Source organism: Acidiphilium multivorum AIU301, assembly GCF_000202835.1.
Classification (GTDB): Bacteria; Pseudomonadota; Alphaproteobacteria; order Acetobacterales; family Acetobacteraceae; genus Acidiphilium; species Acidiphilium multivorum.
Genome location: NC_015186.1, coordinates 3426109 through 3438721, shown reverse-complemented (window position 1 = coordinate 3438721; position 12613 = coordinate 3426109). Strand labels below are relative to the sequence as shown.

11 protein-coding genes and 1 tRNA gene are annotated in these 12613 nt (G+C 63.9%); 7 read left to right on the top strand and 5 right to left on the bottom strand.

The genetic code is table 11. The annotated features are described in order from the left end of the window. Positions 1–95: 95 nt before the first annotated feature. Complete coding sequence (locus tag ACMV_RS15690) at positions 96–458, bottom strand: FtsB family cell division protein (protein ID WP_012040336.1); 363 nt, start codon at positions 456–458, stop codon at positions 96–98. 201 nt (positions 459–659) lie between these two features. On the opposite strand from ACMV_RS15690, the gene ACMV_RS15685 reads away from it, so the two are divergent. Further along, on the top strand, positions 660–980 hold the full coding sequence (locus ACMV_RS15685; RefSeq protein ID WP_231844437.1) for a hypothetical protein: 321 nt from the start codon (positions 660–662) through the stop codon (positions 978–980). On the opposite strand, the gene ACMV_RS15680 is transcribed toward ACMV_RS15685, so the two are convergent. After that, complete coding sequence (locus tag ACMV_RS15680) at positions 974–1489, bottom strand: L,D-transpeptidase family protein (RefSeq protein ID WP_013641048.1); 516 nt, start codon at positions 1487–1489, stop codon at positions 974–976. The two genes, ACMV_RS15685 and ACMV_RS15680, sit on opposite strands and share 7 nt — an antisense overlap. Before the next feature lie 8 nt (positions 1490–1497). Further along, positions 1498–2562: a GTP cyclohydrolase II gene (gene ribA, locus ACMV_RS15675; protein ID WP_231844436.1), complete on the bottom strand. Its 1065-nt coding sequence runs from the start codon at positions 2560–2562 to the stop codon at positions 1498–1500. 308 nt (positions 2563–2870) lie between these two features. On the opposite strand from ribA, the gene ACMV_RS15670 reads away from it, so the two are divergent. From ACMV_RS15670 to ACMV_RS15650, 5 genes are all read left to right on the top strand, one after another. Beyond that, positions 2871–3593, top strand: a complete 723-nt coding sequence (locus ACMV_RS15670; protein WP_012040332.1) for a response regulator transcription factor — start codon at positions 2871–2873, stop codon at positions 3591–3593. 35 nt (positions 3594–3628) lie between these two features. Further along, positions 3629–3702: transfer RNA gene (locus ACMV_RS15665), tRNA-Arg, on the top strand. A gap of 926 nt (positions 3703–4628) precedes the next feature. Then, positions 4629–5294, top strand: a complete 666-nt coding sequence (locus tag ACMV_RS15660) for a recombinase family protein (protein ID WP_013641047.1) — start codon at positions 4629–4631, stop codon at positions 5292–5294. 48 nt (positions 5295–5342) lie between these two features. Then, complete coding sequence (locus tag ACMV_RS15655; protein ID WP_013641046.1) at positions 5343–5699, top strand: hypothetical protein; 357 nt, start codon at positions 5343–5345, stop codon at positions 5697–5699. Between the two features lie 168 nt (positions 5700–5867). Continuing rightward, positions 5868–7247 (top strand): IS1380 family transposase, encoded by a 1380-nt coding sequence (locus ACMV_RS15650; RefSeq protein WP_013641045.1) that lies wholly within the window; start codon positions 5868–5870, stop codon positions 7245–7247. A gap of 614 nt (positions 7248–7861) precedes the next feature. Here ACMV_RS15650 and ACMV_RS15645 read toward each other — a convergent pair. Then, complete coding sequence (locus ACMV_RS15645) at positions 7862–8179, bottom strand: DUF6538 domain-containing protein (protein WP_041665148.1); 318 nt, start codon at positions 8177–8179, stop codon at positions 7862–7864. Between the two features lie 262 nt (positions 8180–8441). On the opposite strand from ACMV_RS15645, the gene ACMV_RS15640 reads away from it, so the two are divergent. Further along, entirely contained in the window at positions 8442–10379 is a 1938-nt protein-coding gene (locus ACMV_RS15640) for a hypothetical protein (protein ID WP_148360970.1), read from the top strand. Between the two features lie 892 nt (positions 10380–11271). On the opposite strand, the gene ACMV_RS15635 is transcribed toward ACMV_RS15640, so the two are convergent. Beyond that, a complete protein-coding gene (locus ACMV_RS15635; RefSeq protein WP_013641042.1) occupies positions 11272–12591 on the bottom strand; it encodes an arsenic transporter in 1320 nt (439 codons plus the stop codon). Between the last annotated feature and the right edge of the window lie 22 nt (positions 12592–12613).

Below are 12613 nucleotides of genomic sequence, written 5' to 3'. Positions count from 1 at the left end.
AAATTGGTTAAGGCCCTGATCAGCACGACGAAAGCCCTATTTCGTGCCAGGATTCGCCGGAATCTCGGGAAACCCGCCTTGCTCCAGACGCGGCTTCAGGAGTGGGGACGGCCCGGCGCCGCAGGCGTTGGTGCCGCAGGCGCGGACGACGCCGGGGCCGGGGCCGGATGGAGCGGCACGGCGAGATCGTCGGGATCAGCAAGATTGAGCACGGCTCGCGCCTGTTCGTTGAGCATGTCCGGCGCGATAGCGTGATGATGCAGGGCATCGACCCGGGCCTGCCAGCGGTCGCGCCGGGCCGTCACATCGGTCAATGACTGCCGGTCCTTCACAAGAACGGCTTGGTCGTGGCGCTGGGCGATGATCCCGCGCGAACCATTGATGGCATTGAAAACGAAATACGCCGTCACCACGAGGAAGAGAACGGGCAGCACCAACGCTCTCAAGCGCCGTTTCACGGCTGGCTCCATGCTTCGGAAAACGTCTTCGGATGTGTCACGCCCCTGCATGCCCGGCCCATGGGGGGTTTCGCAAGTGCTTTTGGCATGCGGACGCCGGGTGAAACTTTTGTAAGCCACAATTCGCACCGAAAGCCGCCCTTTCGATGCCATCATGGGGTCGTCTGTATCGGACCAACGACGAATGCAGGAGATTTGAAGATGTCGGAACGCAGCAGAAAAGCGACAGGCCGAATCGGCCGGGTTGCCTCGGTCCTGCTCGCCGCCGGAATTGGCCTAGTGGCAACGGGGGCAACCGCCTTCGCCGACCCACCCTGGGGACACGATCACTGGGAGCACCATGGCTGGCATCACGGATGGCGCCATGACGATGACGATGGAGGCTGGCACCGCGGCTATGTCTACGGCTATGCGCCTCCGCCGGCGTATTATCCGCCGCCGCCCGTCTACTATGCCCCGCCGCCGGTCTACGTCGGCCCGCCCAGCGTCTCCTTCGGGGTAAACATCCCTCTCGGTCACTGAACCATGATCGCCTCAAGCCCGGCCTTCAGCAACGCCAGAAGGTCGGGCAGGGCGAGAGCGATGCAACCATCGGTCGGCGCATAATCCGGGCGCGCCACATGCAGGAAGATCGCCGACCCAGAACCGCGGACCACCGGGTTGTCGTTCCAGCCGAGCACGCCGACCAGATCGTAGACGGCGTCGGCGCGCCAGAGACGTTCATGCCGGCCCTCATGCGGCAGGCGGACCATCCGGTTGTAGTCAGGATGCTGGGGGTCGTCGCACCAGCCATCGTCGGGAGACAGGGGCTCGCGCGGCACCGCGCACGCCGGCGGTGAGATCCGATCGGCGCGGTACAGCACGCGCCGGAGCACGAGGAGGCCGGCTGGCGTCGTGCCGTCTCCTTCGCGCTTCCTGTCAGAGACGCCCCCTTTGCCGATGGCGACGCGGAATGTCAGCCCGGCGGCCGCCAGCGTAATCGGCCCCCCTTCGCGTAATAGCGCCGTCGGCGCGTTGCCTGTCGACGTCACTGGCGCATCTAGTCCAGCAGGTGGCCGAACCGGCGGGCCTTGGTCGCAAGATAAAGGTCATTGACGCCGTTCGGCGCGATCACATGCGGCACCCGCTCGACGACATCCACGCCACACGCGGCGAGGCCGGCCGTCTTTTCGGGATTGTTCGTCAGCAGGCGGATGTGGTCGAGCCCCAATGCCGCCAGCATCGCGGCAGCGATGTGGAAGTTGCGTTCGTCCGCCCCCCAGCCAAGCGCCCGGTTGGCATCGACGGTATCGAGACCGCGATCCTGCAACGTGTAAGCGCGCAACTTGTTGATCAGCCCGATTCCGCGCCCCTCTTGCGCGAGATAGAGGACGACACCGCCGCCTTCCTGCGCCATGCGACGAATGGCCCCCTTGAGCTGGGGGCCGCAGTCGCAGCGCAGCGAGCCCAGCAGATCGCCGGTGAAACATTCGGAATGGATCCTCACCAGCGGCGCGGCCTGCGCCGACGGGTCGCCGACCAGGATCGCCATGTGCTCGATACCCTGATCGAGTGCGCGAAACGCCACGAGTCGGGCGTCCGGCGCGTCGTCCAGCGGCACCGCGACTTCCGCCACGCGGTGAAGGGTTGCCGCGACATTCCGATTGTAAGCCAGCAGGTCGGCGGCAGGCACCGCCAGCAGGCCGCCACCAAGAGGCAGCGACGCCCAGCCCGGACGGACCGGCGCCGTGATCATCGCCGGCAACAGCCGCGCCTGCTTGCCCAGCGCCAGCGCCGCCTCGGCCAGCGGTGGCGGCGCAACACGGCGGAAGCCTGGCATGATCTGCTCAAGGGTTGGATCCGCAAGGCGGCGGAGTGTGGCGACATCGATCAGCGGGCGGGTCAGGCCGAGCGCAATCGCCGGGAGAGTCTCATCAAGCGGTTCCTGCAACACGGCGGCCGCCCGCGACGGGGCCAGCAACAGCATGGCGCCGGAACTTCCCAGGCGGTCGATGAGGTGGAGCCCTTCGGCACCCACTGTCTCGGCCGGGACGACGATCAGCGGATGCTGCCCGGCCAGCACGACCGGCACGCCCCGCCGCGCGTCGCCGACGGCCCTATGCACCGCGCGGGTGCGCACCGGATCAAGCGGTGGCAAGGTTCCGGACGCGTCGGCGTTCGTGCTCTTCTGACCCTGGACTGGCAATGAGTTCATGGTCGTACAGATATAAGATGGAACCCGTCTGTTGCGCCATATCGCCGGCCATTTTCCGACATTGCACGAAGATTGCGGCGTTTTCACGCGCATGTGAGCGAGATCATGGAAGATTTATAATGAAAGGTCTGCGAATCGGACCTTTTGAACTATAGGAAAGAGCGGCAAACTCCCTGGTGCGGCAGCAGTGCCGGGCTTGGAACGGAGAATTCGAGGAAATGGGATACATGGCGAACGTTCACCCGATCCTGGTCGTCGATGATGATCTGGCATTGCGTTCGACGCTCTGCGAGCAATTGCGGGCTGAAGACGAGTTCGCGCCGAGCGAGGCCGGCTCGATTGTTGAAGCCGAACGAATGATTGCTTCGGCCGAGCAACGGTTTGATGCCATCATCCTTGACGTAAGCCTGCCCGACGGCGACGGGCGCAGCTTCTGCGCACGGTTGCGTGAGGAGGGAATCAAGGTTCCGATCATCATGCTGACCGGGTCCGCGGCTGAGCAGGATGTGGTGCGAGGGCTCGATTCAGGGGCGAACGACTATGTCGCCAAGCCTTTCCGCCTCGCTGAGCTGATGGCCCGGCTGCGCGCTCATCTCCGCAACTTTGAAAGCAGCGAGGACGCAGTCCTCCAGATCGGGCCGTACACATTCCGCCCCGCGATGAAGTTGCTGCACGAACCGTCACAGAACAGACGGATTCGCCTGACCGACAAGGAGGCTGCAATCCTGAAATTCCTCTACCGCGCGGGCGGGAAATCGGTTGGCAGACAGGTCCTGCTGAACGAGGTGTGGGGCTACAACGCCGCTGTCACCACTCATACCCTGGAGACGCATGTCTACCGGCTGCGCCAGAAGATCGAGCCCGAGCCAGCCCATGCCCGACTGCTGATCACCGAGGGCGGTGGATACCGCCTCAACCAACCGGTGAGCGACGCGGCGTGACGTTGTAGCCGGTTTGAACTATATAAGAACAGGTTGTCTCCGTAGCTCAGCCGGATAGAGCACAGGATTCCTAATCCTGGGGCCGTGGGTTCGAATCCCGCCGGGGACATACCTTTTTCACGATGCGACTAAACGATTGAAATAATGAGATATATTTCGATCCGTTTCCGAAATGCCCATACAAGCGGCCACACAGCTGCCCATACAGGTTTCCGGCGTCGTCACCGCGCACCGGTGCGGCATGCTGGCCGGAACGCTTCGGGGTCGGCGGGCGGTCGTGGGGATGCGCCGGGCAAGCCGGGCAGAGGCTGATACGGGGACGCGGTGGAGCATGCGCTCATTGAGGCCGGTGCGAGGAGACGCTGGGGCCGCTCAGCGGGCCTCTGAGGCCGCCGCCGGGCGGGCGGTCGCGCAGTCTCGACGCGGTGCAGCGCCGCACAAGTTGACGCGACGACGTATAAACTCGCTGGAGCCGGTGTAGCCCTCCAGTGGTGCTGTTTTGTGCGGGGAGACGCTGAGGCCGCTCAGCGGGCCTCTGAGGCCGCCGCCGGGCTACCCGGGGTCGGCATGCGGTTCTCGATCACGGTGGGGGGCTTTCCAGCGTGGCCGCAGGACACCCCGGGGGTCAGGAAATCCGGCGGCGCATCCCGCTGAACGCGGGGACGCACAGGGATAAACAACAGCAACAACCTTTAGCAGTGTTTGCGAAGTGACCAACAATGACACCCGGTGGTGCCGCGTTCGTCGTCGCGAATCAAAACGTGAATCATCGCGAAATCTGCGACACAACCGCACGAATCAAATGGCGCTGTTTAAATCGAAATCGAATGACGTGAACGACATTGCCGCGATGAGCGCGCTGTGTCGTCGTGGTGCATGGTTGTCGTCATGGTCGTGCGCGTCACGAAGCGTGCCAGACGCGGGGCTGAGTCATGCACTTTGGGAATCCCGGCGATTCCCGAATGACTCGGGTCAAGCCGCGCTGGGCGTGTCACAAGTCAGGCAACGTCGGTTGAGTGATTTGTGAGGGTGGCAATGGTCGAGCGGTTCGTAGCGTATCTGAGGGTTTCAACGGCGCGGCAGGGGCAAAGCGGCCTTGGGCTGGAGGCGCAGCGCAGTGCCATCGCGGGCTACCTCAGCGCAGCAGCTCGTGAGCTGCTGGACGAGTTCGTCGAGGTCGAGAGCGGCAAGAATGCCGACAGGCCGCAACTGGCTGCGGCCTTTCAGGCATGCCGGTTGACCGGGGCGCGGCTCCTGATAGCCAAGCTCGACCGGCTCAGCCGAGATGCGGGTTTCCTGTTGGGACTGGAGAAGGCGGGTGTCGAGTTCGTAGCAGTCGACATGCCACACGCGAACCGCCTGACCATCGGCATCATGGCTGTGGTGGCGGATGAGGAGCGGCGGATGATCTCAGCGCGCACCAAGGCAGCGCTGGCAGCGGCAAAGGCTCGCGGGACCGTGCTAGGCGGCTACCGGGGCGGCCCGAATGTCGACAACCGGCTTGGCACAGCCGCCGCGATGCGGCGCGCTGATGCGTTCGCGGAGCGCGTTGGGCCGACTATCGAGGCCATGCAAGCGCAGGGGCTGAGCCTTGGGGCCATTGCGGAGCAGCTCAACGAACGACAGATCAGGACGGCACGAGGCGGTCGCTGGGCCGCCATGAGCGTCAAGCGGGTCATTGAGAGACGAGCAGCGCACTAGGCGGCGTCGTGACGGCAGCACAGACAACGACGAGATAGGACAGGAAATATGTCGTATACGGTAGAGGTGATTGAAGACAAAAAATCAGGAGCGGCGGATGCGGTGCTGATGCCGGAGCTGATCCGGCGGCGAGCTTTTGAGCTGGCCAACGGGCTTGGGCTGCCCATGACGCGACAGAGCGGCGATGGTTTCGACTACCTCGCAGTCCTCGACGTCCCTTCGCAGTCCCTCGACGACGACTACGTTCCCGAGCGCTGGCTGATAGAATTGCACGACGATGGTAGCTGGGGCGTATTCGATGCGGGCGACAACGGCGGCGCGGGTGGTTGCGTGGTCGCGGCAACGCTGCTGGAAGCGCTGGAGCGTGTTCACCGGACAAGGCGTGAGGCCCTGCGGGATGCCTAGCAGACACGCACGGGCTGAGGCTGGGCTATGGGCAGGGCGCTGAGTAGGCTTGAAGGGGCATGCACAGACCCTAGCCCGGATTTCTCACGGGGTTAGGTGCATCGGGGCTCTGAATCGGCGAAAGTTCTTCTGCAACAAAGGAATTTCGCGAAGCAGAGGAGCGCCCCGATGCCGACAGAGTGTAGTGCGGAAAAGTTTGAATTTGGAGAGGTTTCCGGTCGCGTCGTGGTCGCCGGTTTCGATGGCGGTGCGATCACCTCGGATGCCGGCGCGCTGCTGCTCGGTGCGACCGATCGGGCGATCCGGCTGACCGAGCGCTTCGCCGCCTGTTTCACCGACCGGCGCTCCCCCGATCACATTGAGCACGACGTGCGCACACTCCTGCTGCAGCGCGTGGTTGGCATCGCGCTCGGCTATGAGGACCTGATCGATCATGACCAACTACGCCATGACCCGGTGCTCGCCGTCCTCGCCGGCAAGCTCGCGGCACGGCGTGCGGGCTGCGCACCGCTGGCCGGCAAGTCGACGCTGAACCGGCTGGAGCTGAGCCGCGCTGATGCCACGCGGTATCACCGGATCAGCCATGACCCGGCGGCCATCGAGGCGCTGTTCGTCGATCTGTTCCTCGACGCCCATCGCAAGCCGCCGGCGCAGATCACACTCGATCTCGACGCCACCGACGATCCCCTGCACGGCCACCAGGAGGGGCGGTTCTTCCACGGCTATTACGACTGCTTCTGCTATCTGCCGCTCTACGTCTTCTGCGGCCGGCACCTGCTGGCGGCCAAACTGCGGCGATCGAACATCGACGCTGCCGCCGGCGCCGTCGAGGAGATCGCGCGGATCGTCCGCCAGATCCGCCGGCGCTGGCCGCGCGTGCGGATTTTGCTCCGCGGGGATTCCGGCTTCTGCCGCGACACCCTGATGAGCTGGTGCGAGGCCAACCGCGTCGACTACGTCTTCGGCCTCGCGCGTAACCCGCGCCTGGTCGCGGAAATCGGCGCTGAACTCGCCGCTGCCGAGGCCGAGAGCACCGCGACCGGCAGGCCGGCCCGCCGGTTCCGCGACTTCATCTGGCAGACGCTGGAGAGCTGGGATCGTCCCCGGCGTGTGATCGGCAAGGCGGAATGGACCCAGGGCGAGGCCAATCCCCGCTTCATCGTCACCTCGCTCAAGCCCGCGGAGGTCGCCGGCCAATATCTCTACGAGGCGATCTACTGCGCCCGTGGCGAGATGGAGAACCGGATCAAGGAGTGCCAGCTCGACCTGTTCGCCGACCGCACCTCGGCCGCCACCATGCGCGCCAATCAGCTGCGCCTCTGGTTCGCCTCGATGGCCTATGTCCTGCTCTGCGCACTGCGCCGGATCGGCCTGGTCCACACCCAGTTCGCCCAGGCCACATGTGGCACGATCCGCCTGAAGCTGCTCAAGATCGGTGCCCAGGTAACATGCAGTGTCCGGCGCATCCGCATCGCAATGGCTTCAGCCCATCCCTGGCAATACGAATTCAGCATCGCCCACGCCTTGCTCGGAAACGCCGGCGCCTGACACGACCCAGACATCGCAAGCCGCCATCCCCAGAAATCACGCCACCAAACCCGGCGTAGGCCACGCTCGCCCGCGCCACGCCGAGATCGCTCGCATAGCCGCTTCAGACGCCGTCGACTGCCAATATCATCGGCGCCGGCCGTCTCGTCAGATACCCGCGTGAGAAATCCGGGCTAGCAGGGTCTTCAAGTAGTCTCACAGGTCTCAGTGCAATATCAATGGGGTATGATCTACGGTAAATATGGCCCTAAGGTAATCATGCAGGGGTCATGAGGTAGGCTTTGGGAGGTCTAGCAGCAGTCTTTCAGTAGTCTTCTAGAGTATGCTTAGGGTATACTTGGCGGCGGCTTCTTCTGTAGGAGGACTTTAATGGGAAAGTGAGCGCAGGGGCCGCATCGGCGCGGCTTTGTCGTGAGCTTCCAGCGGTCGTGACGCGGCTGGATGAGCTGGCGGCAGGTCATGGGTTGTCGTCCGCCGCCGCCCGGGGCAGCGCAGTGCCACACAAGTTCATGCGAGGCCGTATAAGCTCGCTGAGGCCGGTGTAGCTCTGCGGTGGTGTGGTTTTGCGGTGAGACGCTAGAGCCGCTGAGCGGGCCTCTGAGGCCGCCGCCGGGCTACTCGGGGAGACGCACAGCCTCGACACAGCGCCGCTCGACGTCATCGCCCGGGCCGTGGTTGTAAACATGGTCGGTGATGGTCTGCTGAGCGTGGCCGACAATGCGGGCGACAACCGCTTGGTCAGCGTTCCGCCGTGCCTTCGTGATGAACCAGTGCCGCAGCGAGTGGAAGTTCACAGCGAGATCATGGGTCTTGAGGCTGGCGGCGAAGCGCGACTTGCCAAGCTGCCTACGGAGCTTGCGCGGAACATCAAGAACCACCCACCAAGTCCTATGACGAAGGAGTAACCAACGCTTGTCAGTGGTCGATGCCATTCCGCAATGTCCATACAGCACTGTCCACGCAGGTCAACACGCAGATATGATTGCGTGCGCAGTATTCCTTGGCTTCAGACCGCCGCGCCTTCACTTCCAGCGGAGACGCCTCGTTATGTTCATTTGCCTCTTGCGCTGATGGATCGACGTCAACTGTCCGTATTGGCCAGCGCGCGGTGCCGCCAAAAAGATATTGCCATGACTTCGAACAGCCCCCATGACGACGTCGACCTAGCCTCCGGATCGACAGGTTCGAGCGAGCGTGTCACCGGTCGACCACACCACACCTTCTAGACAGGATCGTCGAGCCTTGCGCCACCTCAGAGTTACAGGAGCCTGGCTGGCGGCCGCGCTTCTAATAGTAATCAGCGTGTCCCTGTTCGGCTCAGCATCATCTGGGGCAGGGTTCACCTATATTGGTTACGGCGAAGACCCGCAGGGGTTCATCTGGTTCCTGAACTGGTGGCCGTTCGCCTGGGCGCACCACCTCTCACTGTTCCATACCCGCTACGTCGCAGCGCCGGCCGGCATGAATCTGGCCTGGCGGACGTCGATCCCAGCACTTGGGTTCATCGCGGCACCGTTCACGGCCATGTTCGGCGCCTTATCGACCTACAACTGGCTGATGCGGCTCGCGCCAGGGCTTGCCGGCATGGGGATGTTCTGGGCGGCCCGCGAACTTACCGGCCGCACGATCCCCGCCCTCGTAGCCGGGCTCATATTCGGCTTTTCCAGCTATGAAATGGGCCAGTCTCTCGGCCACCTCAATCTCAACTTCACGATAGCCGTGCCGCTACTCCTGTGGGCATCGCTTCGCTCGCTGCGACTGCGATGGCCATCCGCCGGCCTCGCTCTGGCGATCGGCGTTCTGCTTGCCTTTCAGCTCTGCGTTTCGCAGGAAATCGCCGCCAGCGCCGTGCTCATGGCAGCCCTCAGTCTCGGCTTGATCTACAGGCAGCAACCCGAGGCCCGTGCCGCCTTGCGGCGACTGGCCCCCGGGCTCCTCGGCGGGCTTCTCGTTGGCGGCGCCCTAGCGTCGCCGTTGCTGATCGAGATGCTGTTCGGCGGGGGCGGCGGCAGCACAAGCATCGCCGCGCCATCGGCTTCGTCCACGGATCTGCTGAATTTCATTATCCCGACACCCGTAACGCTACCCTTCGGTCACATGGCACGCGGCATCGCCGGCACATTCAGGAGCAATTTCAGCGAGGAGGCCGGATATCTCGGGCTCCCGCTCATCCTGTTGCTCGCCGGCATTTACCTGACCACCGACGATCCCGAAATCCGCCTGCCGCTGACGATGGCCCTGGGCGCCGCCGTTCTGTCGCTAGGGCCGGTCATCCACGTCGCAGGGCACGGCGTGTTTCCCGCGCCATGGCAGCTCGTGTCATGGATGCCGATAGTTCATGACATGCTGCCGCAACGCTTCATGATCTATGCCGATCTGATGGTGGCGCTGGCGGTGGCGGCGTGGCTTGCAAAACCGGTTGCAGGGCCGATCGCGCCGCTGCGATATGCGCTGGTCGCCGGCGCGCTGGCCTTCTGCATACCCAATCCCGCAGTCGTCGGGCACTGGAGCGATGTCAAACTGCCGCGAATATTCACTGCCAGCGCCGATCACGCCGCGTTGCGGGGACGCACGGTGCTGATCCTACCGTTCCAGGGCAATCATATCGGAGAGCAATATGCCGCCGGCATGCGGTTTCGCATGGCCGCCGAGGGCTATCTGGGCGGTGGAATAGCGAGGCCGTTCAGCGAATGGCCACTGATCATGCCGCTATACAATGGCGAATACGGGAAGATCCCTAGACGCGAGTTCGGCGTCTTTCTCGCACGCTACGATGTTGCGGATATTCTGGTCGAAACAAGCCAGATCCGGAATCCCGGCGCTATCCTAAGCCTTGTGAATGGCGCGGGGTGGCATCTCGACGCGAGGGTCGGCAGTGTCGAGATTTTCGGCCCACCCGCGCAACCGCCGTCGCCATCAGCCGTGGCGCGGGAGACAGCCGCCTATCTGCACGCGAGGGCGCTGGCGACGCTGGCGCGGCGTGAGCGCCTGAATGTCTGCGCCATCCGCCGATTCGAGCGGCGCTGGCATGTGAAACTCGGCCCTGTCTGGTGGCTGTACCGGCGCAGCTTCACTCTTCCGTTGAAGATCGGCACGATCTCCTGCAATCCTGCGAAAGCAGCGCGGATGTAGACCATCGACGCGTTTCAGAGATCACGTCAGCCTTACTCGCCCGCGAAGGCTCCTAGGCGGGTGAAGACGGCATAAAGCGGCTACGCGCTAATGAGCAGGCCAGTGCCATCGATATAGTATTGCGACGGAAACACGATGAATCAGATGAGTGTGGCCGTGCCGATTGTGTAGGCGGCCGTCAGGCCGAGCAGGATATCCACTTCACGCGGAGGCGGCGCGGGGGCAGATAAGAGCCGCTTTCCGCGCTCGTATCTCGGCTGCTGCCGCCCGCTGGGCTGGCGGCAGTGTGGCCTCGGTGCGAGGCGTCAGGATTTTGGTTGCGAAGCCCAAGGCCTCATATCCGCCGAAGGAGACGATTTTGAAGCGGCCGAGTGTCAGCAGACGAAAACTCGCCACCATGCGGAAGGGAAGTTCGATAGCAATCGCCGCACGGACAGGCTGGCTCTAGCCTGACCGAGCCGCCCCGTCTCGCCGCTGGAGCCACATGATGAACGCAGTAATAACGACAATGAAGGGAAGCCAGCAGTTGTCTATAATCGGTGCCATAACACAACAACCATACAGACATGCCCACACAGGTTAACGCCCGTATGCCCCTGATGTCGCAGCATTCTTAAAGCTCAGATCGCCACGTCTTCCCGTCCCGCCGGGGACGCCACGCTTCACAACTCATTGAATGTGCTGATGTCACTTAATATCGCCCCACACATGTGACACACGTTTGTGCCACCTGTGGAAAGCCATCATGGCGTTGTGTTCCTACATCGAGAAACGACGTCTGACCTATTATTTCGGCTGCGTTTGCTGGTCGGAATCGGTGATCTGCGCGAGTCATATCGAGGTTCGCCTGGCTGCCGGCAGGCGCGCGGTAATCGAAGGGGAAGGGGCGTCCTCATCCGTGGCCGGAGGATCCTAGCATGGGAAGCCAGAGCGCAAGCGCGGCGAGCGTGACCAGCAGTACCGGCGGGGTAATCAGCAGGCCGACACGCATGTATTGCCCCCAGCCGATCCGCACGCCCTTGCCGGCGAGTACGTGCAGCCAGAGCAGCGTCGCCAGGCTGCCGATCGGGGTGAGCTTGGGGCCGAGATCGCAGCCGATGACATTTGCATAGACCATCGCATCGCGGATGGCGGTGGGGGGATGGACATGGGAGATCGCCAGCGCGCCGACCAGCACGCTCGGCATGTTGTTCATCACTGAGGAAAGTAGGGCGGCGAGAATGCCGGTGCCGAGCGACGCAACCCAGATGCCATGCGCGGCGAAGATCCGCAGCAGTGAGGCGAGCTGGTCAGTCAGCCCGGCGTTGCGCAGCCCGTAGACGACCAGATACATGCCGAGGCTGAAGATCACCACTTGCCACGGCGCGCCGCGCAGCACACGCCCGATATCGATCACGCCGCCGCCGCCGCCGCCAGGCCAGCGCGCGGCGAGGGCCAGCATCGCGATCGCGCCGGCGATTGTCACATAGGAAACCGGAACGCCGAGCGGCGCGGTGACGAAATAGGCCACGAACAGGAGGGCGAGCACCGGCCAGGCAGCGCGGAAGACGACATGGTCGCGGATTGCGTGCGCTGGGGCTTCGAGGTCATCCACATCATAATGCCGGCTGGCGACGGTGCCGTAGCGCAGCATCAGCACGCCGAGGGTCGCCGCGAGGGCGACGAGATCGACCGGTACCATCACCAGGGCGTAGCGAGTGAAGCCGATGCCGAAGAAATTGGCGCTGACGATGTTGACGAGGTTGGAGATGACCAGCGGCAGGCTCGTCGTGTCGGCGACGAAGCCTGTGGCGATGATGAAGGCGAGCGCCGCGGCGGGGGGAAATTCGAGGCTGGCGAGAATGGCCATGACGATCGGCGTCAGCAGCAGTGCGGCGCCGTCATTGGCGAAGACCGCGGCGATCGCGAAGCCGAACAGCACAACCAGCGGCAGTAGCAGGCGCCCGCGCCCACGGCCCCAGCGCGCGACATGCAGCGCCGCCCAACGGAAGAAACCGGCCTCGTCCAGCAGCAGCGAAACGACGATCAGCGCGACGAAGGTGAAGGTCGCGTTCCAGACGATGTGCCAGACGGTGGGGATATTCCGCCAGTGGACGATGCCGAGGGCGAGATCGACCGCCGCCCCGGCCATCGCGCTCCAGCCAATGCCGAGGCCGCGAGGCTGCCAGATGACGAGCGCGAGTGTGGCGATGAAGATCGCGAAGGCGAGCATGGAGGGTCTTCCGGGTGACGGG